Origin of the sequence: Wolbachia endosymbiont (group A) of Anthophora plumipes, assembly GCF_964028115.1 — a bacterium.
GTDB lineage: Bacteria > Pseudomonadota > Alphaproteobacteria > Rickettsiales > Anaplasmataceae > Wolbachia.
This window is the reverse complement of record NZ_OZ034756.1, coordinates 15,420-39,721: the sequence shown is the minus strand read 5'-3', so window position 1 is coordinate 39,721 and position 24,302 is coordinate 15,420. Positions and strand designations below refer to the sequence as shown.

Below are 24,302 nucleotides of genomic sequence, written 5' to 3'. Positions count from 1 at the left end.
TTAGTAAATTTTCTTAAACATTTTAGCTAAGGTAAGTTGTATTTAAAAGCAGCTAAATTGCAGTGTTTAAGACTTAAAAAACGCCAATACTGAAAATAGACAATGACTAGGGCTTCTTTTGCCTTTTTTTCGTTTGGTAAATTTCTTAACGTTTGTAGCTAAAAGAGCCCAAGAGAGGTGTCATCCCGCTGCTTGTTAGCGGGATCTATGTTAAGAGATACCGCGAATGAATCGCGGTATGACGTAGGACTGCTGTCATCCCAGTGCCCAGACACTGGGATCCAGGAAACTTAACTCTACACCAAGTAAATGTACAATAAGAACTAGATTCCAGCGTCACGCGCTGGAATGACATCATAGGGGCACTGGGATCCAGAAGACTTAATTTCAACCAAGTGACTGCATAATAAAGGCTAGATCCCAGTGTCACGCACTGGGATGACACCCTACTAGCGGAAGTTACTCTCAAATGTTTGTTCATGTTGCTATAAATATTAAGAAATTTACCAAATAAAAAAAAAGGCAAAAGAAGCCCCGTGGTTATTATCCGCTTTAAAATATTGGCGTTTTTTATGTTTTAAACGCTTGACAAGCAAGATTTAGCTGCTTTTAATTGCAACTAACCTACGCTGCAAATGTTTAAGAAATTTACTAAGCAGAAAAAAAGACAAAGAATCCCCGAGTTAGCTAGTCTTTTACTATCTCTGTCGAGTATTGGCATTTTTTGATGTCTTGTAACGCTTTATAAGCGCGTTCAGCTTATTTAGATAAAAATCTAGATGTAGATGAAGTTTTGTAAAGACATACAGTATCTATATACTGCAAAAAATTGAACATAAGACGCCGATACATTAAGTAATCCTTACCTTTTAATCTGCAGATTGGCGAAAGCAAATACAATAGCTTCACTGTCATGATAAGGGGGCTGGCGGAGTTTGTCAAGTGATTTTTGTCTCTCCATGCTACTTGGGTGACACCAACAGTTGTATTTTATATTATCTTTTTGCTCTACTAGCACTCAAGTTTCCTATTTAAAATTTTTAATATTAAATTCAATTCATTTGGATTATTATACCGTATCATAACTTTACCCTTAGAATTACTGTCATTAATTTTGATCTTTAAACCAAGTTGAGAAGATATAGCACCTTCTAGTGCTGCCATATCTTGATTTTTGGTATATCTCTGCTCTTTTTGGTTGTTACTTTGATGTAAGTCTTTTATCAATTTTTCAGTTTGCCTAACGCTTAAGCCTTGGGAAATTATTTTTTCTGCAATACTTTCTGCATTTTCAACATTAATCAACGCTCTTGCATGACCCATAGATAGCTTTTTTTCGTTGATCATTGTTTTTACTCCATCAGGAAGTGACAACATCCGAATCATATTGGTTATGTGACTGCGGCTTTTGCCTATAGTTGAAGCTAATTCTTCATGTGTATAGGAAAACTCATCTATCAGTCTCTTATACGCTTCACCTTCTTCTATTGGATTAATATCTTGCCTTTGTATGTTTTCAATAATGGATACTTCCAAGCATTCCTTGTCGCTCAGATCTTTTATGATAACGGGTGCACTATCAAGATTTGCAATCTTGCTTGCTCGCCAACGACGTTCCCCAGCTATTATTTCGTAACCATCATCATTTGAATCTTTGCGTACCACGATAGGCTGTATAATGCCACTTTTCTTTATCGAATTTGCAAGTTCTCTTAATGACTCCTCGTCAAAATGTTTCCTCGGTTGAAATTTGCTTGGGTGCAGTAATGAAATAGGCAAATATTCTTGTCGATCTTCTTTATTATCATAATTATCGCCTATGAGGCCGGCAAGACCTCTGCCGAGGCGTCTATCATCCTTCATACCACGCCCTCACTCACTAGCTTCTTCTCCTTACAGCTGCTCGCGTGCTTTTTTAAAATTTCCCTTGCCAAACTTATATATGCTTGTACACCAGGACACTTAAGATCATACACAATAGCAGGTTTTCCATGAGAAGGCGCTTCTGATAACCGTACGTTACGTGGAATAACAGTCTCATACAATGGGATGATAGTTTTGTATACTTTATCATTTAAATACTGGCAAATATCGTTTTTAATCTGTTCACTGAGTTTGTTGCGCCTGTCATACATTGTTAACACGATCCCTTCTATTGCCAAAAAAGGGTTTAGGTTATTCCTTTTTATCAGTTCTACAGTTTTAACTAAATGGCTTAATCCTTCCAGAGCAAAAAACTCACACTGAAGAGGAACAATAATAGAATTAGCAGCAGTCAAAGCATTTATGGTTAGAAGCCCAAGTGATGGAGGGCAATCGATGATTATATACTCATAATTATCGCGTATCTTCTCTAATGCGCTTTTTAGCACAAATTTTCCTCGCTCAAGTTGCGATAATTCAATTTCTGCAGCTGACAGATCAACTACTGACGAAATTAGTGATAAATTTGGAATTTCCTTTATATTGAAAATTGCCGATTCTATCAATTTATTTTCGCTGCTCAGTAGTATTTTGTATATATTTTTTTCTTCCCTACTACGATAAGAAATCCCGAGTCCGGTGCTAGCATTTCCTTGAGGATCAAGATCTACCAATAAAGTGCTTTTTCCCACAGCAGCAAAGGCTGTCGATAAATTTATACTAGTTGTGGTTTTGCCAACTCCACCCTTTTGATTTACTATTGCAATAATCTTGCTCACGCCTTTTATCTTATGTATAAAATAATTCTATTGTATATATGCAAGAAACTTTTGCATTAGAAAATTTTTTTGTTGCTAATCACACTAAAATTAGACTGTCTTTTTTGCTTTGTGTAACACACTTTGAACCTTGTTTCCTAATTCATTCAGAGTGAATGGTTTTGGCAAAAAGTGAAAATCTTCTATATTGATGTCATCACTCTTTAAAAAAGCATCTTCTGCATACCCAGAAATAAAAATAACGTTGATATTTGGCCTATGGATCAATGCTTCTTTAACTATTTCTGGACCACTCACCTCTGGCATGATTACATCAGTGATTATTAGATCTATGTGTTGATTTTTTTTACTGATTATTTCTAGCGCCTCGCTGCCTATGCTCGCTTCTATTACATCAAATCCTTTTCTTTTGAGTGCTTTAGAGATGAATTCCCTTACTGAATTTTCATCTTCAATCAATAAAATTATACCATTACCTTTAATTTCACTTACTACTGGTCTTTCTATTTCTTCACTATCTTCCTCTATCAGATTTTCATCTGATATGTAAACCATGGGCAAAAATATGCTAAATTTAGTTCCATGATTTACTTTGCTAGCAACATAGATGTATCCTTCAGTTTGTTTAATAATGCCATATACAGTAGAGAGGCCAAGGCCTGTACCAGAGGTAATATCTTTGGTAGAAAAAAATGGGTCAAATGCCTTTTCAATTGTATCACTTGTCATTCCACATCCAGTATCAATTACTTCAATCACAACATAATTTCCATGTTCGATCGTTTCCTTGTCTGGAGAAAACATGTCCTGAGATGTAGAATTTAGTGAGTCAATCTTTTGATTAAAGGTTCGTATAGTTAATTCTCCGCCCTTTTCCATAGCAGCACTAGCATTGACTGCTAAGTTAAGTATAACTTGCTCTAATTGCCCTTGATCAGCCCTAACAGCACCCAAGTCTCTACCATAATAAATATTAAACTTTATATTTTCACCTATTAATCTTTTTATCATTTCATAAAGATTAGCTATAGTACTATTTACATCAATAATTTTTGGCTGCAAGGTCTGTCTTCTTGAAAAAGCAAGCAATTGTCTTACTAAATTTGATCCACGCTTTGCATTTTGCTGTATCTGTATTATATCTCCAAAAGATGGATCACCAGCTGAATGTTGGAGTAAAAGCAAATCGCAAAATCCTATTATCCCAGTCAATATATTGTTGAAATCATGCGCAATACCACCTGCTAACTGCCCTATAGCTTGCATCTTTTGATAATGCTCAAGCTTTATCTCTAGGTTTTTGTGTTCAGTATTGTCAATAAAATAACAAAGTATGAAGATCATTTTATTATGAAGAAACTTATTGAAATATATTTTTATGTTATTATCGCCGTTGAGCTGTACATCAAAGGACGCATTATTTATTCTATTACTCGAAAAATATTCACGTATTTTCACATGATAACTATCTAATATCAATGTAAAGATTGAATTATTATCTGACCCTGCAAGCTTTATTAGTGCCGTATTTTTCTTTACAAAGTTGCCGTTTATGTCACATTGTGCAATAGCAATTGATGAATTTGCAAAACAAGGGTGTAATTGATAATCAACAATATTTGATTCGGTTGGTGTTATAAAGCCATATATATAGCTATGGTTGTATTTATCACAAAATATAGCAGTGCTCATATAAGCCTTGAATGGAATACCACTTATAGTAAAAAACAAAATTTCATTATCGGTTGTTGTATTGTTATATTTAGATTGAGATATAAAATCACTGATTGAGCTACCTTTTTCCAGTTTTTTCAGTTCAAATATATCTAAAAATCTTTTATTTACAGATAAAATCACCCCTTTGGCATTTGCAATGTAAGTTCCTATACTGTGTTTTTCTATTAACTCTTCATATATCTGCTCCTTGTTTATCTGTGTTGCTTTTAACACAAAATACCCATCTGGCCTTGCTATTGGCACTAATGATAAATTTAAAATCTTATTACTATTTATAGCAATTTGGGGATTATCTGGTATCGGCTCAAAGAGCAAAAGAAAGTTAGATACTCTATTCTTCTTGTTTAAGGAAATGCATACTTGTACAGAAGAGTTATTTTTTAGTGCATGATAGAGTACTTTTTTGTCTTCTTCTGAAACATCTCCTATTTCAAAAATCTTGCCTAACGTAATGTCATCATCTATATGATCTTTAAACCTTTCGTAGAACCTTGCATCAGCATAAATAATACCCTCATCTCTATGTAAAATAAGGCAAAATTCTGTATTATGGTTTAGTGCATTTGCAAATATTGCATTTTGAAATTCTATAGTATTAAGTAGGTGTCTGTAGCGTTTTACATTATATATCATAAAGAGAGTTGTTAGAATGCTAACTAATAAATTAATCTCTATATTAATATGCTGACTATATATATCAAAAAAGTAGAGTATCGATATTGCTACTGGAGGTAAGAGCATAATAACTGCCATCACAACAATTGACATTCCATAATTTCTTAGTATGAAATCAACCCTGTTCTCTTTTTTGTTATCTATGTATCTTTTATTCATTATTGTTACTTGGCATCGTTGTACATACGAAAATGTTTTATTATATTGATTTAATTATTATAGATTTATTAACGTCTTTGATAGATAATTATCATCCAAATCTAATTAAGTTCCTTAAATATCAGATATAACAATGTTAATAAGCTAGCGAGAGGATATTATGGAAAAACAAAGAACACAAGCATTTAAGTGGTTCTGTGCACTAAGAGATAAGATCATAGAATCTTTCTTATTAATTGAAAAACAATCATCCGCAGAGCCAAAGATCGAAAAAAGAAAGTGGGATCGCCCAGGTGGTGGAGGTGGTGAATCTACAATTATTTTTGGCAATGTTTTTGAAAAAGTTGGAGTAAACGTTTCAAAAGTACACGGAAAATTTGCAGATTCAGCCATTAATGAAATTCCTGGTGCAAGTGAAAGTAACGGAGAGTTTTGGGCAAGCGGTATATCTTTAGTGTCTCATATGCAATCGCCCCTTATCCCTGCAGCACATATGAACACAAGGCTGATATATACTTCAAAACAATGGTTTGGTGGAGGGATGGATTTTACGCCAATATATAAAAATGAAGAAGATTGCAAGTATATTCATGAATCAATCAAAATGACATGTGATAGATTTGACACCGGATATTATCCAAAATTTAAAGAGCAATGTGACAACTATTTTTTCTTACCACATAGAAAAGAGCCGCGTGGCATTGGTGGTATTTTCTATGATAATCTGAGTTCTGGCAATTGGAGAAATGATTTTGAGTTCACAAAAGCAGTAGGTGAAGCCTTTTTGGAAATTTATTTGCACATCATACGTAAACATATACAAAAATCTTGGACAAAAGAACAACGAGAAAATCAATTAATAAAACGTGGCAGATATGTAGAATTCAATCTGTTATACGATCGTGGCACAAGGTTTGGTTTAATGACTGACGGCAATCCAGATGCAATTATGATGTCAATGCCACCACTTGTTAAGTGGTTATAGAGAGCTGCTATTAGCAGAAAATAAATCATCATAGTTTAAAGTTGTACCATGATAGTGAGCTTTTATATAGGGGGTATAATCATGGGTATAATAGATAATTTTTTAATTAAATCTGTCAAAAACAATGACATAAAAGGTGTTAAACTGACTCTAAGTCTCTACAATGCACTAAAAGGCTGGCTTTAGTGTAGAAGAAATAAAGCAGAAATATGAGCGTAGAGATTCTGGCTACGATTCTGGCTATGATTCCGATACAAAAGTTGAACAACAATTAGAATTAGGATCTAAAACTCCTAAATCTGAAATAAATTCAGTGAATATTAAATATGGAATAGAGAAAGACGTTTGCGCCATAAAATAATTGACTTTATGTGCATAATCAATATAACTTGAGTTAATTCGCATTGACTCTTTCGTCTAGTGGTTAGGACACCACCCTTTCACGGTGGTAACACGGGTTCAAATCCCGTAAGAGTCACTCAAGTAGAATATAATTAAAGTTTTGAATGGGAAAAATTAGGCTTTATTTTGAAGAAGCTTTATCACAAGGCGTGAGTTTAGCACTTAATCCACAACAAAGTCACTATATTTGCAATGTAATGCGGCTTAAGAAGTATGATAATCTCTCTCTTTTTAATGGAAAGGATGGAGAATGGTTAGGAGAAGTAGTTAATATATCGCGTAAATTAACAAAAGTTACACTCAAAGAATGCACTAAACAACAGCAATATGAGGAAAATTTATACTTATATTGTGCCATGGTAAAAAGTGGTGCTTTAGGCAACATAGTAAGACAGGCAACTGAAATGGGAGTAACCTGCATTCAATTTATTTCAACGGAACGTACAGTAGTAAAAAACATTAACCTAAGTAGAGCAAAATTACAGGCAATCGAAGCTGCGGAACAATCCGGTAGGATGAGTATACCAGAGATTTTGCCTCCTATTAACTTTTGTGAGTTACCTGATTCCCAGAGTAAAAATTTTGTTTTATGTGATGAAACAGGTAAAGCTGATAAAGTGCTGAAAGGTAAGAAAAATGTTGCTATTATTGTTGGCCCTGAAGGTGGTTTTTCATCTTATGAACTTGATCTTGCCGATAAGTTTTGTCAAAAATTGAGTCTAGGAAAAAGAATTTTAAGGGTCGATACTGCTGTGGTTGCTGCACTAACTTTCACCAATTGGTGTAGCTAGATTTTTAAATATGGCTAAGGTTTGGGCCATAGAGAAATCTGATTCAGTGTTGCACGCGCTAACTGTACAAACTCTATAGGCCGCCTGCGAAGCAGTTTGCTACTAAAGAGGAGCTAATAAAAAACATATTCTAAAATAATATTAAATCTTATATTATATTTTTTCTAAAATAAACAAATGAATCTTGCATTTTGCCTGAGTTATTGATACTCTGAGTAAAGAAGTCGGGGCGTAGCGCAGCCTGGTAGCGCATTTGGTTTGGGACCAAAGGGTCGGGAGTTCAAATCTCTCCGCCCCGATGCTAGCAGAAGTTTTAACGCTTTTAATAGTTAGAGCTTTTAAAGGCATTTCGTTCATATTGCAGTTTAACGCTCAAGTTTATAAAATAATTGACAATGTTAATTTTCTAATTTATAAATAAATTTTGAAATGATTACCGAAGGAGGTATAGAGTTTGATTGAAGTATCAGTCCATTATGGTGATGTAGACAGAGCTCTTCCAGTATTGAAAAAAACAATTCAAAAGGAAGGAAGAGGGTTGAAAATGAAAAAACAATATCATGAAAAAAAATCAGAAAAAAGAGCTAAAAAGAAAGCTGAAGCGAGAAAAAAGAGGCACCAGCAAGAATGCAGAAGGCAGCGTTACGGTTGGTAATTTTTTAATAGTTTATCATTGGTTGTTTTATGAATATTCACGAATATCAAGCAAAAGAGATTTTGCATAAATTTAATGTCCCAGTGCCAAAAGGTTTTGTCACTATATCTGCAGAAGGAGTAAAGACTCAAGTAAGTCAATTAAAATCTGACGTGTTTGTGGTTAAAGCTCAAATTCATGCAGGTGGTAGGGGTAAAGCCGGTGGCGTAAAGCTAGCAAAGTCAGCTGAAGAAGCTCAACAGTTTGTAAAAGACATGATTGGTATGACTTTAGTTACTCATCAAACAGGGCCAAGCGGGCAGCAAGTAAGAAGAGTATATATTGAAGAAGGCTCAAGCATTAAGAAAGAGTATTACTTAAGCCTGGTAATTGACCCGAAGCTCAGTAGGCCAATATTCATATTTTCCTCAGAAGGTGGAATGGACATCGAAGAAGTGGCGAAAAATTCTCCCGCAAAAATTGTGAAATTTGATATTGATCTTGCTACAAGTTTTGATAGCAGCAAGTTAAGCAGCAGTTTTAATTTGAGTTCAGAACAAATAGAAAAAATAACAAATGTTGCAAAAAATATATATGATGCGTTTATTGCAACTGATGCGAGCCAAATTGAAATTAATCCACTGGTTGAAACAAGTTCTGGAGATTTTATTGCGCTCGATGCGAAAATTAATTTCGATGACAATGCTTTATATCGTCACCCAGAAATTATGGAACTTCGTGATTATGATGAAGAAGTGAAAGAAGAGATAGAGGCTTCAAAGTATGGGCTCAGTTACATCAAAATGGATGGCAGTATTGGTTGCATGGTAAATGGTGCAGGTCTTGCTATGGCAACAATGGATATAATAAAATACTACGGAGCAGAGCCTGCTAACTTTTTGGATGTTGGTGGTGGAGCGAGTAAAGAAACTGTAACTGAAGCATTTAAAATCATATTGTCTGATAGCAACGTAAGAGGAATTTTGGTTAACATATTTGGTGGTATAATGCGTTGCGATATTATCGCAAGTGGAATTGTTGCGGCTGTAAAAGAAATGAGCATTAAAGTTCCTCTAGTGGTTAGATTATCAGGCACTAATTTCGAAGAAGGAAAAAGAATTTTAGAAGAGTCAGGATTAAATATTATTGCTGCAGATGAACTGGGCGATGCTGCGCAGAAAATAGTACAAGAGGTGAAATAGAGTATGTCCGTTTTAGTAAACAAAGATACAAGGTTAATATGCCAGGGTTTTACTGGTGCGCAAGGTACATTTCATTCAGAGCAAGCAGTTAGCTACGGAACAAAAATGGTTGGTGGTGTAACTCCTGGCAAGGGTGGTAGCACTCACCTTAACTTACCAGTTTTTAATACTGTAGCAGAAGCCAAAGAAAAAACTGATGCGAATGCCACGGTAATATATGTACCTGCTAAGTTTGCAGCTAATGCAATACTTGAAGCAATAGATGCAGAGATAGAGCTAATAGTTTGCATTACAGAGGGCATTCCTATACTTGACATGGTAAAGGTAAAGCATGCTCTTGCTCGTTCAAAAAGTCGATTGATTGGTCCTAACTGCCCGGGAATTATTACGCCCGAAGAGTGCAAAATAGGGATTATGCCTGGCCATATCCATAAGCGTGGACATATAGGGATTATGTCTCGTTCTGGAACTTTAACTTACGAGGCAGTAGCACAAACAACCGCTGTTGGTCTTGGTCAATCCACGTGTATCGGAATTGGGGGGGATCCAGTTCATGGTATGACATTTGTCGACTGTATGGAGCTCTTTTTAAAAGATGACGATACTCATGGTATTGTAGTTATTGGTGAAATAGGTGGAAACGAAGAAGAAGATGTATCACATTTTGTGAAAACAGAAAAAACTAAAAAGCCAATCGTTGGTTTTGTAGCAGGTCAAACAGCACCTCCAGGAAGACGTATGGGACACGCTGGAGCAATCATCTCTTCCAGTGGTGGAAGTGCTGGTGCAAAACTAGAAGTTATGCGGAGCGCCGGGATTGCAATTGCTGAAACCCCTGCAGTGATTGGTAAGAAGGTATTGGAAGTAATGCATTAGTGCCTAATCTAAAACGCAGCTGTACGAACGTTGTGATTTGAGGAGCAGTTTCTGCTAGAAAGGGTGTCACTCAAGTAGCTGACACTGGTTCACTCTATAATGGTGTCATCCGAGTAGCTTGACTACTTGGATCCAGGAAAGTTTGCTTGTAAGCAAGCAAACTGATTTGGTGAGTATAAAAGTATAGCTAACGCTGACTCTACGTCATACCGCGATTCATTCGCGGTATCTCATCCGCTAACACGTAGTGGGATGACAAGGTTATCGTCATACCGCCGCAGACCGTCATACCGCCGCGGTATCTCTAGATCCCGCTAACACGTAGCGGGATACTTGACCTTTACAGGGATGACGGTTGTCGGTAGGCCTAAATTACTTTAGTCATAAATATTAAGAAATTTACCAAACAAAAAAAAGGCAAAAGAAGCCCCATGGTTGGCTAGTTATTTATATGTACTTCAAAATATTGGCGTTTTTTATTCTAAATGCTGCAATTTAGCTGCTTTTAAATGCGACTAACCTAAATTATAAACGTTAAGAAATTTACTGAGCGGAAAAAAAGGCAAAGAAACCCCAGGGTAGCTAGTATTCAAATTCTCCCTTGTCTATTTGACGTCTTTTACTGTCTTAAACGCTTTATAAGCGCGTTTCAGCTTATATAGGTAGAAACCTAGAAGTTTTATAAAGACATGAGGTGCACATAGTGCAAAAATTAAGCATGATTTACGCCAAATACATTAAGTTTTTTTGTCATTAATCCACTGCAGAGATTGCGAAGATAAATAAATAGCTTCAGTTTCATGATAAGGGGGCTGGCGGAGTTTGTAAAGTAATTTTTTGTAGCTCTCATGGTTTTTGGATTCTAACTAACGTCACGCGCTGGAATAACACCCTTGGTGGTAACAACTAAAGAAAAATATCAACTAGGTTTATAATCTATTACTACTGTTTTTGCAATTTTATCATAAAAAGTCTGCTTGCGCCGGTCGAATATCGCAAATATTAAAACTAAAATTGGTAAAATTATAAACCACTGAGAAACATAGTGAGTCAGCAAAAAAGAAATAATCAAGAAAACTGTCTCAGAAATACACCTTATTGCTGCTTGCATAAGAGTAGTATTTTTAAATGTGTCTGCATCTTTGATATACATACCACACAACAGTTGTCCTGGCGTACCTCCCAGTCTTGTTATCATTGATATTTCTAATACTGTACACAGCACTGATGTAAAGATTGTATAAGGAGATGTTAACTGTTCAATTTCGTCAAGAAAATTATTAACCTCATTATTGCCCAACAATGCAATGTATAAGATGAATGAAGGAAAGAAAAATATTATTTGGTCAAGTATTGCTGTTACAGTACGCCTTGTAAACCCTACGTAATTTACTTTAACATTTATTTCAGTATCCATAACCCCACCTATATTTCATAATGTCATCATATGATATAAAAGCACGTTGTTAAATAACCGTAAATATACTAATTTGGGTAATATTAGCTACTTGTGCCACTCTATTATTTGAATTAACATTAAATCATTTACAGTTAGGGAAGTTATGTCAACACCAATCACAGTTGCGTATGGCGATGGTATCGGACCAGAAATTATGGAAGCGGTGCTGTCGATATTGCGCAAAGCGGAAGCGAAGATCTCAATAGATATTATTGAAATAGGTGAGCGTGTTTATAGTAAGGAATGGTCTCACGGAATTTCTCCAAGTGGTTGGGAATCAATTGAAAGGACAAAAATATTATTAAAATCTCCAACAACAACTCCTCAAGGTAAAGGCCACAAGAGCTTGAACGTTGCACTCAGAAAAAATCTAGGGTTATATGCAAACATCAGGCCGTGTATTTCATATCATCCTGTTATAGAAAATAAATTCGATAAGTTTGATATCGTAGTGATACGCGAAAATGAAGAGGACGTTTACACCGGAATAGAGCATAGGCTCACTGGTGATTCTTACCAATGCACTAAAATTATTACTAGATCTGGCTCAGAGAAGATATGCAGGTATGCTTTTGAATACGCGAAAAAACACAACAGAAAAAAAGTAACTTGCCTGACTAAAGACAACATAATGAAAATGACTGACGGAACTTTCCATGCAGCGTTTGATCGCATTGCAAAGGAATACCAGGACATAAAGGCAGAACATTATATAGTTGATATTGGAATGGCACGTGTTGCCACAGAACCGGAGAATTTCGATGTTATAGTAACTGAAAATCTATATGGCGACATATTATCAGACATAGTGGCACAAACCTCTGGATCTGTGGGACTCGCTGGAAGTAGCAATATAGGTAATGAATATGCGATGTTTGAAGCGGTTCATGGTTCTGCTCCTGATATTGCAGGAAAAAACATAGCTAATCCTTCTGGTCTTTTAAATGCTGCAGTGCATATGCTAATTTACATAGGTCAAGTGGGTACTGCAAAACTAATCTACGATGCATGGCTGAAGACTTTAGAGGATGGAATACACACTGCCGATTTGTATAAGGAGAAAAGAAGTAAACAGAAAGTTGGTACAAAAGAATTTGCAGAAGCTGTTATAGATAATCTAGGGAAAAAACCTACAATATTATCTGAGCTTATAATTAGCAGTGGTTCAGATAGTAAAATAAATAAAGTACAAGACAATTACGAACAAGATTACAAAGTTAAAAAGCTAGTGGGTAGTGATATAACGCTTGCTTGGGACAAATCCAGCAATTTTGATCAAATAGTAGGATTAAATAATCTGCAAATGATAGCAATATACTCAAAAGGACTGGCAATTTGGCCAAGAAGCTCAAAATCTTCAAGCGATCAAATAACCTGTAGGTTTATCGCAAATAATGAAAAGCAAGCTATTACAAATAGTGATGTAAATAACTTGCTAATCAAACTTGAAGAAAACAGCTTTGACGTGGTGAGAATGGATAAGTTGTATTTATATGATGGGAAAGAGGGGTTCTTTTCTTAATTCTTTAAAAGAGGTGTGATAAATGAAATGGATTCAAAAAAAATAGAACTAATATTTAAAAAGTTTCAACAATCAAATCCTGCGCCAAAAATAGAGCTAAATTATACCAATCATTTTACACTACTAGTTGCGATAGTTTTATCAGCACGGACAACCGATGTAAGCGTTAATAAAATTACAAGAGAACTATTTAATATCGCTGATACGCCAGAAAAGATGCTGAGTTTTGGGCAAAATGAGCTGAGAAAATGCATAAGCAGTATTGGTTTATATAATTCCAAAGCAAAAAACATAATCGGGCTCAGCAAAATATTGATTGAGCGGTACAATAGCGAAGTGCCTACTGATTTCGATGATTTGGTATCTTTACCAGGGGTTGGGAGAAAGAGCGCTAATGTGTTCTTAAATTCAGGACTTGGTATTCCAACATTGGCAGTTGATACTCATGTTTTTAGAGTAAGCAATAGACTTGGACTTGTGAGAGAAAAAGATGTGTTTAAAACAGAGCAATCTCTTTTAAATGTAGTTCCAAAAGAATACCTGCTTTATGCTCATCACTGGCTAGTTTTGCATGGTAGATATGTTTGCAAAGCGCAAAAGCCTTCGTGTGAAACGTGTATAATTCATGATTTGTGTGAGTTTGAATGCAAAAGGTATAAAGTCTAGCACACTATGACCCCTTTCTTGTCACTCCGATATTCCTTCCTTTTATCATCCGAGTAGCTGACACTGGGATGGCTTTGTTGCATCACACTTTATGAGATGGTGATTTATGGTAAATTCATGTAACTATCTCAAATTTAGCCATACCAATATCAGTGAATTTATTAAGCAAATAGCATTTGATTAGCAGTTCTTTTTCTCGATTTATCTCAGATTTATTCCTAAAACTAAATCCGAATATTTGCTTTAATCTTGAGAAAAACCCTTCAATATAAGATCTTTTCCCATAATTTACTTCTTTTTTCCATTCTTTCATGCCATCTTCACCGTATAATTTTATTAACCTAATAGCAGCATTCCTGTCAGACATATAATCTATTTCTGGATGTTCTGCCGCATTGTTTATTGGTGGAATTTTTGTCTTTATATCATATTCGTTACACAACTTATAAAACTTGTGCCTATCACATGCTCTATCTGCATATAGTGCTTTTATGGCATGCTGAAAATCAACTTCTTTTAGCAAATCACAAGCTCCATAGTGATCAGAGTAGACACCGTTACTGTATTTTACAGCTATGGCTTTTTTGTTGTTTATATTCAACATTACGTGCAATTTTCTCGTTTGCTCATAGCCACGATATTTTCTGTCAGTGCTATTTTCCTTGCTGTGTGTTGTTGTATATACTAATTCCTGTACTGTCTATAGCAATTTCGATATCTTCCATATTATTTTTATCAATTCTGCAATCATTTATCTTAATATTAAGTTTCTTTTGATGCTTGTGAATAGCTGATAACTGCCAAATCTCTTCCTATTTGTTGCAAATACCCTTTTATAAACCCGACTGTTTGTCTTAAACCAATTCTAAAGAAACTGACGATTATATGCACCAAAATCACAACTTTATCACTATAAATATAGTTGCCGCCCTGCATTTTTGGACAATTCTCGTACCAATTTTCTATGGCGTCATTGATATAACAAAAAATGCTTCCTCTTTCTTGGAGAAATTTGTTATATTCATGGCAGTTACTGACTCTCATTTTTTGTGGCATATTTTTTCTTCAACAGTTAAATGGCTATTTATAATGAATTTTGTCAGTAACTGCCAGTTCTTTTCACTTGAGCGATGCAACAAAGCCATCCCAGTGTCAGCTACTCGGATGACATCATAGGGGCGCTGGGATGACACCCTGACAATCGTCATCCCGCTACTTGTTAGCGGGATGAAAATGTTGTACCAAGACCACGGTAGCTATAAAATTATCAAGGGAAGTACCACACACTTCCCTTCTTTTTCAAAATAAGTTTACCTACAGGTCTGATTGTATTAAGATTACTTAATACAATCAGGTCTATTATATGCGTTTATCCAAATATTACCTACCAACTCTAAAGGAAAAGCCTACCCATGCTAAAATTATCTCCCATCAATATTCTTTACGTGCAGGTTTAATAAAGCAGATAGCATCTGGCATCTATACGTGGTTGCCGCTTGGTCTGCGCGTGCTTAAGAATATTGAAGACATTATCAGAGATGAAATGGATAAATCTGGTGCAATTGAAGCATTAATGCCTTGTGTGCAACCAGCAAATCTTTGGCGAGAATCGGGACGTTACGATGATTACGGTAAGGAAATGCTACGTATAAGGGATAGGCATGAGGAAGACATGCTTTTCGGTCCAACGCATGAGGAGGTAGCAACTGATCTAATTAGAGATGTGGTAAAAAGTTACAAAGATTTGCCACTTTGTTTGTATCATATCCAGTGGAAATTCCGTGATGAGGTAAGACCACGTTATGGTGTTATGAGGGGTAGGGAATTTCTGATGAAGGATGTATACAGTTTTGATGTAGATTACGAAGGTGCACTGAATTCATATAATTTGATGTACAAAACTTACATAAAAATCTTCAAACGCATGGGACTTACTCCAATTGGAGTGAGAGCGGACACTGGGCCAATTGGAGGAAATTTGAGCCACGAGTTTCATATATTGGCAAACACTGGTGAGAGCACTTTATATTATGACAATAAATTTTCTGAACTACTGGAAAGTGAAGATGTTGAAAGTTTGAAGAATATATATGCAGTTGCAGATGATATGCACGACCCTAAAACTTGCCTTGTGCCGCAAGAGCAGTTAAATGTTAGTAAAGGTATTGAAATAGGGCATATTTTTTATTTTGGCGACAAATACTCAAAGCCTATGAAGGCAAGTGTTACTTCTCAAGATGGAAAAAATGTCAACATGCATATGGGTTCGTATGGCATTGGGGTTTCAAGGCTTGTCGGTGCAATAATAGAAGCTTTTCATGATGATAAGGGAATTATCTGGCCAGAAGCGGTAGCTCCTTTCAGAATTGGTTTAATCAATTTACAAACGAAAGTAACGGAGGCTGCAGATAAAATATACAAAGCTTTGAAAAGTGATGAAGTGCTTTACGATGATACGGAAAGAAGTATAGGAGTAAAATTTTCTAGAATGGATCTGATAGGCTTGCCGTGGCAAATAATTGTTGGAAAAAAGGCAATAGATGAAAATATAGTTGAAGTAAAAAATAGAGCAACTGGAGAGGTAAAAGAAATGCAGATTGAGGAAGCAATAAATCGCTTTAGCACAAAATGATACGCGGTATCGGCACTGACATAGTATATATACCAAGAGTATTGAGAATATTACAAAAATACGGGGAAAAATTTCTCAATAGAATCTACACTGAAAAAGAAATAGAGCTAAGTAGAAAGTATAATAGTCAAGAAATGCGAGCAAGGTATTTTGCCAAACGCTTTGCAGCAAAAGAAGCTTTTGTTAAAGCACGAGGTACTGGATTTAGCCAGGGCATTATAATGAAAGATATAGAAATATACAGCGATGTAAGAGGAAAACCATATATTGCTGTCAGAAAGGATTTCATCTCAAAGGACTACAAGATTCATCTTTCTCTGAGTGACGATGGAGATTACGCTACTGCATTTGTTATAATTTGCGTCTAGCAGATATTGTTTCAATTTATGCAGTTGACTTTATGCTATCTATATAGCTAAACTGACTTAGGTTTACCGACAATTTGAAAAACCGTCATTCCGCTACTAGTTAGCGCCGCGGCGGTATGACGGTTCGCGGTGGCATGACGATAAGCTTGTCATCCCGCTACGTGTTAGCGGATGAGATGCCGCGAATGAATCGCGGGATGACGTAACGACAAGTCCGTCATCCCGCTACGTGTTAGCGGGATCTATGCTAAGAGATACCGCGGCGGTATAGCTATAGCATACACAAACAACTAGTTTGCCAAAAAAACATGGCGGTTTTTCTATGATTTGAGTATAATTCTAGCTTTACCTAAACAGAAAATTTAATGGACTATATCTTAATGTATCTTTCCTTACCATTTTTAATTACTGAGAATTACTTATTAATTACTGCATTGATTCCGCTTTTAAGTGCTTTTGTTATCTTTTTTACTGGTAAATGGCCCGGAGTGAACAATAGTATTACTGTCATTTCTTCTGTACTTCTGTTTACGTATACGTGTCTGTGCACTTTATATTGGGTATATGGTGATCATTCTCAATTTATTCTCATGGATTTTGGTAATAATTTGCACATTAGTTTAAAGCTAGAGTCTACCGGAGTAATATTCAGTTTATTAATATCGTTTTTATGGATACTAACCAGTATATATGCAATATGTTATATGCAGAATAACTATGCTGATAGCAATCACTCAAGTTTTCTATGCTTTTTTTCAATATCGATTAGCTGTGTAATGTTTATTGCTTTTTCTGGAGATTTGCTCACTACATTTGTTTTTTATGAGCTTCTAACTATTAGTACATACCCTCTGGTTACTTACAACTCAACAAATGAATCAATGATTGCAGGGCGCTATTACTTTGGCGTGCTATTTTTCTCTTCTTTAGTATTATTTTTTCCTGCAATAGGCATTTTATATAATGAATTTCATACTTTAGACTTTGTAAGTGGTGGAATATTCAAATTTGATACTTCACTCATCACTTTCATTGCAGTGTGTTTTGCTATGCTGATTTATGGAATAGGAAAAGCTGCATTAATGCCAATGCATTTTTGGTTACCAAAAGCAATGGTTGCACCAACTCCTGTGAGTGCACTATTACATGCTGTTGCTGTTGTGAAATCCGGAGTTTTCATCATCATAAAAGTTATATTATACACTTTCGGCGTCGATAACATACAACGTTTTGTGCAGCAAAATTGGTTTGCTGGAGGGTGGCTTCCGTACGCTGCTGGATTTACTATTATTACTGCATCATTGATTGCATTAAAGCAAAAAGAATTAAAGAAATTGCTTGCTTACTCTACCATCTCTCAATTGTCGTATATTATATTATTTGCTTCAATTTTTAGTGAGCTCAGCATGAGGGTTGCAATTTTTCAATTAGTTTGCCACGCATTTGCAAAAATCACTTTGTTTTTCATTGCCGGAGCAATAATAACGAAAACAGGTGAGAAATATATAGATAAGATTCACGGTATAGGACGCAGTATGCCAATTAACATGACAGCATTTGCTATAGGTGCATTGTCTATGATAGGGGTGCCGCCTGCTCCGACTTTTTGGGGTAAATTTCTCATTTTTCAAGCTGTTTTCAACTCTGGCAATGTAATACTTTCTGTGTTTGTAACTCTAGTGTTAATTGTTAGTACTATACTTAACGCTCTGTACTTTTTACCAATAATTTACAATGCCTTTTTCTTAAAACCTTCTCAGAATTACTTTATTAAAAAAACGCCAATTCTTCTAGTTTTACCTCCAGTTATTACTGCTACATGCACTTTAGTTATTTTTTTTAGCTACCAAGTAATATTTTAAAATCTGTATTTATAACCATTAACAATAAATTTAAATGGTATTATACCAGCCAGAGTTGCTTTTATACTCGACAAAGTGAAGCTAATCTCCACAGTATGATCTTTCACCTCCTTATTTTGCTCGGTTGTAAAAACTACAGTAGCATTTCCAGCAAATGTAACTAAGTCCTTGGTCGATCGATCAATAGATAATGTTATTACATTTATGTTGGCAGTTTTTCTTTTGGATGAAGGTGAACTAACAGCTTCATTGTTCGTTTTTTCCTGAAAGCCTTGATAGATTTTATGTATAGAATTGTTTCTTATAAAATTTTCTTGGTACTTCGGTTCAACGATCTTAATGGACTCGTATATTTCAATGTATTTACTTATTAAGTACCTCGCTGTGGAAGTGTATTCATCTTCCTTTTTACTGAAACTAAGCTTATGCATTGCAGAGAACTCATCTTCTGTGTGGTTCATGTACTTCACAAAATTTAAATCTTTTTTAACAGGAAATAACAGGTATATGTTTAATATTAATAAACATAAGCATACTAGGAGAAGCGATACTATTAATGCCATCCAAGATCTTTCTGCTACACAAAACAGATACTTATGGCAGTACCATTCGACTGCTTTACTGAAATAACTTTTGTTTTTTACTGATTCAAGCAATTTATCTTCCATAACACAATGCTACCAAACCCAATTATAATAACAATAAGATTAGATACTCTAAAAAACTTTAAAATATGTCTAAATTTTCCAAAATAGGATGAATGATTATATCACCTTGTTCCGCAATAAGGTAGAATTTATCGATTTTGCTCACATCTACATTGATCATTTTTACACTGAAATTTTCAGGATTGTAAATATTACTTTCAGCACTTTTGTGATAATTATAATAATGTAATTTATTTTGATCATCAAAATAACCAAATTCATCAGCGAGGGTTCCCACTTTGCTACCTTTACCACTTTTGACTAGCTCAAATAGATCAATTGCATGGTTTTGAGATCCAGGCTCAATAGGCCCTTCTGCAGCAAAAAACTTAGGTGCATGACCAACGTATTCCTTAAATTTTAGATTATGAGTCTTTTTTACACTACCAAAATCCACAAACTTATATTCATCTGAAACGCCAGAATATTGTGGATCATACTTTTTATATTCAAAGAACTCATTACCTAAAAAATTACAAAACGTTAATTTATAATCATCATGATCGGATTTAACGACTTTAAGGTAATGAAAATCTCTAGGAATCTTTACTTCCTCTTCCGTGATATGATTACGTACAACAAGCTCACCATTTAGCATATGATAGCCAATTTTTGGCAAAGTAGCTATATTGATTGCCTTGTTTAGCTTAAAATTTGCTTCATAAATGCCGCTTAACAACTCCTTTCCTTTTTCTAAGGTGACGTCCTGGTCTAAAGCTATATTCTTGATTGAACTTAATTCTTTCTGCATGTTTAGTATGGCTTTCGTCAAAACTTCTATTGATTGCCATACAGTTAATTTATTATCAGTCAAATTATATACTTCGAGTATTAAATTAACAGAATTTTATCATGAATTTATGTTAAAAGTATTATACTTTGTAAACTTATGTCATGATATTAACTACATTAGCTAAAACATGCTTTTTATCTAAGTGAAGTTGCTTAGCAACAACGAAAAGTTCATCTATTTTTTTCCACTGACCTAGTAAAATTTCAACACCATTTACCTCTCTCTTTATGCTTTCTAAAATGAAGGCCTGAATTATATATGATGCTAGTTCTAGTTCGATTTCGCTATTAATTACTTTATTAATCATATTGGGATTCTTTAAATCATGAAGAAATTTATAAAAGCATTTGTATGCTTCATAAGCATCACTACTTATTGCATTTATTATCATTCCTGGCATTCCAGGAAATAAAGTAATCATTTCGTCAAACGTTTGATCATCAAATTTACATTGAGATGAAGCAACTTGCTTTGTTTCGTCATAAGTTAATGGAAGTAAATTTAGCTGAAAGCACCTACACTGGATAGTAGTTTGTATATCATATGGCTTATGGCTAATTATAAATATCTTAGAATTTTTTGGCGGCTCTTCTAATATTTTCAATATTGCGTTTTTAGCGTTATTAGTCATTGCCTCTAAGCTATCTATTATAGATATTTTGTGTTCTGATTGAATGGGACTTAAGTGTAGAAAGTTTTTCATTTCTCTGACTTTTTCTATTCCGATAGTATCACCTTCAACAATGTGTAAGTCCAATGCTACTTCATTATAGCTTTTTATGAGTAACCAATTGGAGAAGGATTTTGCAAGTGTTGCTTTTCCTATACCTTTTTTACCACAGATCAGCCAAGACTGAACAGATAAGTTGTTCATTAATTTTTTTTTGGCCTGGTTGTGACCTATTACTTTTTTCATTCTTTCTCCTATAGATCTTAGTTTGAAAATGCATTGGTTACTGTTTGTAATAAAATTGCACCTTCCCTTAAAACCTTAATCTTATCTTCGGTTAAGTCAATAATAGTAGATTCTATACCAGAAACTAATTCATCATCTTCAATCACTGCAGATAAATGTTGCTTAATGGATTGTGGTATATCGTCTGCCTTACATACACTTTTTTCTCCTGAAATATTTATACTAGTTGCAACTATTGGAACTTTCAGTTTGTTTAGTATTGAAATTGCAATAGGATGCTCAGGGATTCTGATGCCTATACTATCTTTAAAGAATTCGTTTGGCAATATATTATTGTTTTTAAGTGGTAAAATATAGGTAATCGGTCCAGGAGAAAAGTGATTTACTAAACCAATATACTTTTTCTCTAGCTTTGCTATTCTCATCAAGCTGCAAATATCACTAACAAATATAGACAGTGGTTTATTTTGAGAGCGTTTCTTTATCTGATATATTTTTCCTATAGATTCATTATTTAATGCATTACAAGCAAGAGCATACACTGTTTCTGTTGGAAAACACACTAACAAGTTGTTCTGTATTGCATTTATTATTTTAGATACCATATAGCTAAAAACTTATTCATAACAACTAGATCAGTTTTGTTGCATTGTATCTTATATAGTAACTGCTAGTTTTTGTGAACGCAATGCAACGCAGCTTACCATTTGTTATGCAGACTTGCTACAACCCAAACTCTTCATTGACTTTATCAACTATTGCCTGTGGTGGATCCTCTCCCCATCCTGAATACAAAATCTCTCCATAGTCTGCAACATCTATAGAGCCAGTTCTGCTTTTTGCTAGAAACATTTCTCTTTTCTCTTTATCAACTAATACATAATGCCACGCTGATTTTCCACGATCTTTACCACGGACTAAATATATAAGATCTGACCTACTTCTTTTTGTTGCATCAGCAAAAGATCTTTCATTGACAGTTCTGCTTTTACTTTTTATGCCGCCACTTTCAGAAAAAGCTTCCTTGGATTCGGTTTTTTTGTTTGCTAATTCAGAAATTTTCCCTTTTTCCCCTAATGCCCGTTCTTTGGTGTTTTGAGACGAATACTTACTGGAAAAACCTTCCCCTGTACCGCCAGGAGTCCTGTTTGTGAAACGCTTAATAAATGAATTATTGTCGTTGTTTTCTGCCATAAAAATCTCCAAACTTTAGATTGTAGGACCCAAATTTTTACTACACTCTATCATATGTTAATTAAATTAATATAAATGAAAAATAATATAGTAATTATTACAGGAATTACAGCTTCAGGTAAATCAGAATTGTGTGATAACCTGATAAAAAAATATAATAATATCAGCATAATAAATTGTGATTCAAAGCAGGTATATGAAGAAATTCCCATAATTACTGCTCAACCACTAAAGCAAGAAGAATTTTATAAATTATATGGTTATGTTTCAGCAAAAGAAAATTATTCCGTGGGTCTATGGTTAGAGGATTTAGAAAAAGAAGTTAATCACGCATTAGAAAATGCTCAAATACCTATCATCACTGGAGGAAGCGGGCTTTACATCAGCAGTTTAATCAAAGGCTTATCATCAATGCCACAAATAAGTCAGAAAGTAAGGAAAAATGTAAGCGAATTAAGGAAAAATTTAAGTAAAGAGGAGTTTTACAAATTAGTGCTAAGCAAAGATCCAAGGATTCAAGGTAAAGTATTCATGAATGACTCGCACCGCCTTTCAAGGGCACTTGAAGTTATCACTGAAACTGGTAAGACAATCTTTGTATGGCAAGAAAATAGACAGCCTCCTTTATTCGATAATTTTAAGATATATACAATTTTGCCTAAACGTGAGGATGTATACCAAAAAATAAATTCTCGTTTTATCAAAATGATCGAAAATGGAGCAATTGATGAAGTAAAAAAGCTACTTAGTATGAACTTAGCTCCACATTTGCCAGCTATGAAAGCACATGGAGTGCCAGAAATTGTAAAGTATTTGAAAGGTGAGATTACTTTAGACGAAGCGATACAGATTGCTCAAACAAACACAAGACACTACGCAAAACGCCAGTACACTTGGTTTAAAAACCAGTTCCCAAGTTCTGAAGTAATTGATTGTGCAAATGAGCTAACAGCGCTTGAAATATTTTAATTGTTAGTTTCCAGGTGTATTTCCATGCTCATTGCTATGAATGGGCGGTTCCATATTTTCCAGATGGCTGTTTACTTCTAGTGGATTACCTAAACTATGTTCTATCTCTGCTTCAAACTTAAATCCTAACTTCTCGCAAAATTTCTGGAAATACTCTTTAATAATATCAAATAAATTTTTGCCATCAATTTTGTAATTTTTCAGTTCTCGAGGAGCAGTAAGTGACAATTTACCATCTTTATATGTTACATCATCTTTATCATTTTGAGATTCAATTGTGAATTCAATTGAACTGGATAGATCACACACCTTGTCACCGGCTTTACCATCGCTCCTTTGGAAAAATATCGGTAATTTCATATCCGATCTAATACTTACATTATTTTGGTCAATATAATCAATATTCATTACTCTTTTAGGGGAGAATACTAGAAATGAATGTTGGCCAAGTGCAAGTTGAGATTCTATCAATACACCAGCTTCATGCCCTGCCTGATTACAATTGGTAACTAGTTCTTCTAGGATAGAATCACTTGGAACTTTTGCTTCAGCATATTTGAACATTTCCTTAAAAACTTCTTTTGCAAATGGGCGATAATTCTTTTCTCCATTTTTGTTGTTTTCAATCAAGCTAGCGTGTTTTGCATATAATTGATTAATAAAGTTTTGGTCTATATCTTTTTTATTAATAACAAAATCCATTCTTGGAAAATCTTTATACGCCTGATAACCAGAATTGGCTTCAGCATTATCTTTACCAGCTCTTAATTTGCTAAAATCAAACTCTTCTGCTTGAGCCCTTAATGTAACTACTGGATTGGTACTATTCATTTCTATCATAGACCTATTAACATCATAATTAATTATATCACAAATTATTAATAATTCAATAAAATACCTGCTATAAGCCCTATGATAGCAAATATAGTTAGGGGTAACTTAGGCTTACCGACAACCGTCATCCCGCTGCTTGTTAGCACCGCGGTGGTATGATGTTAGAGAGCTGTGCTAGCTATAGTGCATACCTGACCATAAGGTGACAAGATTTTAA

25 protein-coding genes and 2 tRNA genes are annotated in these 24,302 nt (G+C 34.7%); 13 read left to right on the top strand and 14 right to left on the bottom strand.

The features are described from left to right. Positions 1-205: 205 nt before the first annotated feature. The 4 genes from ABWU75_RS05890 to ABWU75_RS00180 all read right to left on the bottom strand — a co-directional run bounded on the left by ABWU75_RS05890 (position 206) and on the right by ABWU75_RS00180 (position 5,273). Positions 206-526: a hypothetical protein gene (locus ABWU75_RS05890; RefSeq protein WP_410541775.1), complete on the bottom strand. Its 321-nt coding sequence runs from the start codon at positions 524-526 to the stop codon at positions 206-208. A 485-nt stretch (positions 527-1,011) separates the two neighbouring features. Next, positions 1,012-1,863, bottom strand: a complete 852-nt coding sequence (locus ABWU75_RS00190; RefSeq protein WP_264731549.1) for a ParB/RepB/Spo0J family partition protein — start codon at positions 1,861-1,863, stop codon at positions 1,012-1,014. Then, on the bottom strand, positions 1,860-2,702 hold the full coding sequence (locus ABWU75_RS00185; RefSeq protein ID WP_353286821.1) for a ParA family protein: 843 nt from the start codon (positions 2,700-2,702) through the stop codon (positions 1,860-1,862). Before ABWU75_RS00185 ends, ABWU75_RS00190 begins: the two co-directional genes overlap by 4 nt. A gap of 90 nt (positions 2,703-2,792) precedes the next feature. After that, positions 2,793-5,273, bottom strand: coding sequence for a response regulator (locus ABWU75_RS00180; RefSeq protein ID WP_253309329.1), 2,481 nt, complete (start codon positions 5,271-5,273; stop codon positions 2,793-2,795). 160 nt (positions 5,274-5,433) lie between these two features. Here ABWU75_RS00180 and hemF point away from each other — a divergent pair, with 160 nt between their 5' ends. The 7 genes from hemF to sucD all read left to right on the top strand — a co-directional run bounded on the left by hemF (position 5,434) and on the right by sucD (position 10,163). After that, positions 5,434-6,258, top strand: a complete 825-nt coding sequence (hemF, locus tag ABWU75_RS00175; protein ID WP_264735810.1) for an oxygen-dependent coproporphyrinogen oxidase — start codon at positions 5,434-5,436, stop codon at positions 6,256-6,258. 406 nt (positions 6,259-6,664) lie between these two features. Then, a tRNA-Glu gene (locus tag ABWU75_RS00170) sits at positions 6,665-6,736 on the top strand. Between the two features lie 28 nt (positions 6,737-6,764). After that, complete coding sequence (locus ABWU75_RS00165) at positions 6,765-7,451, top strand: 16S rRNA (uracil(1498)-N(3))-methyltransferase (protein WP_264687982.1); 687 nt, start codon at positions 6,765-6,767, stop codon at positions 7,449-7,451. 225 nt (positions 7,452-7,676) lie between these two features. Then, positions 7,677-7,750 (top strand) — tRNA-Pro (locus ABWU75_RS00160). A gap of 155 nt (positions 7,751-7,905) precedes the next feature. Next, positions 7,906-8,106 carry a 30S ribosomal protein S21 gene (gene rpsU / locus ABWU75_RS00155; RefSeq protein ID WP_064125049.1) on the top strand — a complete coding sequence of 67 codons (201 nt, stop codon included), beginning with the start codon at positions 7,906-7,908 and terminating at the stop codon, positions 8,104-8,106. Positions 8,107-8,135: 29 nt separating this feature from the next. Continuing rightward, on the top strand, positions 8,136-9,287 hold the full coding sequence (gene sucC, locus ABWU75_RS00150; RefSeq protein WP_264735812.1) for an ADP-forming succinate--CoA ligase subunit beta: 1,152 nt from the start codon (positions 8,136-8,138) through the stop codon (positions 9,285-9,287). Positions 9,288-9,290: 3 nt separating this feature from the next. Next, on the top strand, positions 9,291-10,163 hold the full coding sequence (sucD, locus tag ABWU75_RS00145) for a succinate--CoA ligase subunit alpha (RefSeq protein WP_253309325.1): 873 nt from the start codon (positions 9,291-9,293) through the stop codon (positions 10,161-10,163). A gap of 919 nt (positions 10,164-11,082) precedes the next feature. Here sucD and ABWU75_RS00140 read toward each other — a convergent pair. Then, positions 11,083-11,580, bottom strand: coding sequence for an RDD family protein (locus ABWU75_RS00140; protein ID WP_353286820.1), 498 nt, complete (start codon positions 11,578-11,580; stop codon positions 11,083-11,085). Between the two features lie 145 nt (positions 11,581-11,725). Here ABWU75_RS00140 and icd point away from each other — a divergent pair, with 145 nt between their 5' ends. Both icd and nth read left to right on the top strand, forming a co-directional pair. After that, the gene (icd, locus tag ABWU75_RS00135; RefSeq protein ID WP_353286819.1) at positions 11,726-13,144 is read left to right on the top strand and encodes an isocitrate dehydrogenase; all 1,419 of its coding nucleotides are present in this window, start codon (positions 11,726-11,728) and stop codon (positions 13,142-13,144) included. Between the two features lie 27 nt (positions 13,145-13,171). Further along, entirely contained in the window at positions 13,172-13,810 is a 639-nt protein-coding gene (gene nth, locus ABWU75_RS00130) for an endonuclease III (protein ID WP_264732591.1), read from the top strand. Positions 13,811-13,925: 115 nt separating this feature from the next. Here nth and ABWU75_RS00125 read toward each other — a convergent pair whose 3' ends face one another. The 3 genes from ABWU75_RS00125 to ABWU75_RS00115 all read right to left on the bottom strand — a co-directional run bounded on the left by ABWU75_RS00125 (position 13,926) and on the right by ABWU75_RS00115 (position 15,018). Further along, entirely contained in the window at positions 13,926-14,414 is a 489-nt protein-coding gene (locus ABWU75_RS00125; protein WP_151807721.1) for a transposase, read from the bottom strand. Positions 14,415-14,572: 158 nt separating this feature from the next. Next, on the bottom strand, positions 14,573-14,866 hold the full coding sequence (locus ABWU75_RS00120; RefSeq protein ID WP_253309376.1) for a transposase: 294 nt from the start codon (positions 14,864-14,866) through the stop codon (positions 14,573-14,575). Next, the gene (locus tag ABWU75_RS00115; protein ID WP_264735643.1) at positions 14,851-15,018 is read right to left on the bottom strand and encodes a hypothetical protein; all 168 of its coding nucleotides are present in this window, start codon (positions 15,016-15,018) and stop codon (positions 14,851-14,853) included. The genes ABWU75_RS00120 and ABWU75_RS00115 overlap by 16 nt, the downstream gene beginning before the upstream one ends. A 155-nt stretch (positions 15,019-15,173) precedes the next feature. On the opposite strand from ABWU75_RS00115, the gene proS reads away from it, so the two are divergent. The 3 genes from proS to ABWU75_RS00100 all read left to right on the top strand — a co-directional run bounded on the left by proS (position 15,174) and on the right by ABWU75_RS00100 (position 18,672). After that, positions 15,174-16,442 carry a proline--tRNA ligase gene (gene proS, locus ABWU75_RS00110; protein WP_264731769.1) on the top strand — a complete coding sequence of 423 codons (1,269 nt, stop codon included), beginning with the start codon at positions 15,174-15,176 and terminating at the stop codon, positions 16,440-16,442. Continuing rightward, on the top strand, positions 16,439-16,810 hold the full coding sequence (locus ABWU75_RS00105; RefSeq protein WP_253309486.1) for a holo-[acyl-carrier-protein] synthase: 372 nt from the start codon (positions 16,439-16,441) through the stop codon (positions 16,808-16,810). Before proS ends, ABWU75_RS00105 begins: the two co-directional genes overlap by 4 nt. Positions 16,811-17,175: 365 nt before the next feature. Further along, a complete protein-coding gene (locus ABWU75_RS00100) occupies positions 17,176-18,672 on the top strand; it encodes a proton-conducting transporter membrane subunit (RefSeq protein ID WP_353286818.1) in 1,497 nt (498 codons plus the stop codon). Here the strand turns inward: ABWU75_RS00100 and ABWU75_RS00095 are convergent. From ABWU75_RS00095 to ABWU75_RS00075, 5 genes are all read right to left on the bottom strand, one after another. Then, a complete protein-coding gene (locus ABWU75_RS00095) occupies positions 18,669-19,340 on the bottom strand; it encodes a VirB8/TrbF family protein (RefSeq protein WP_353286817.1) in 672 nt (223 codons plus the stop codon). The genes ABWU75_RS00100 and ABWU75_RS00095 overlap by 4 nt on opposite strands. 58 nt (positions 19,341-19,398) lie before the next feature. Continuing rightward, positions 19,399-20,193, bottom strand: coding sequence for a hypothetical protein (locus ABWU75_RS00090; protein WP_253309489.1), 795 nt, complete (start codon positions 20,191-20,193; stop codon positions 19,399-19,401). Positions 20,194-20,266: 73 nt separating this feature from the next. Further along, positions 20,267-21,088, bottom strand: a complete 822-nt coding sequence (locus tag ABWU75_RS00085) for a DNA polymerase III subunit delta' (RefSeq protein WP_264731766.1) — start codon at positions 21,086-21,088, stop codon at positions 20,267-20,269. 17 nt (positions 21,089-21,105) lie between these two features. Continuing rightward, entirely contained in the window at positions 21,106-21,693 is a 588-nt protein-coding gene (locus tag ABWU75_RS00080) for an L-threonylcarbamoyladenylate synthase (protein ID WP_253309491.1), read from the bottom strand. Positions 21,694-21,811: 118 nt separating this feature from the next. After that, positions 21,812-22,282, bottom strand: a complete 471-nt coding sequence (locus ABWU75_RS00075) for a hypothetical protein (protein ID WP_264735637.1) — start codon at positions 22,280-22,282, stop codon at positions 21,812-21,814. A 75-nt stretch (positions 22,283-22,357) separates the two neighbouring features. Here ABWU75_RS00075 and miaA point away from each other — a divergent pair, with 75 nt between their 5' ends. Continuing rightward, positions 22,358-23,251, top strand: a complete 894-nt coding sequence (gene miaA, locus ABWU75_RS00070; protein WP_253309493.1) for a tRNA (adenosine(37)-N6)-dimethylallyltransferase MiaA — start codon at positions 22,358-22,360, stop codon at positions 23,249-23,251. A 3-nt stretch (positions 23,252-23,254) separates the two neighbouring features. Here miaA and ABWU75_RS00065 read toward each other — a convergent pair whose 3' ends face one another. Continuing rightward, positions 23,255-24,091 (bottom strand): hypothetical protein, encoded by an 837-nt coding sequence (locus ABWU75_RS00065; RefSeq protein ID WP_353286816.1) that lies wholly within the window; start codon positions 24,089-24,091, stop codon positions 23,255-23,257. Between the last annotated feature and the right edge of the window lie 211 nt (positions 24,092-24,302).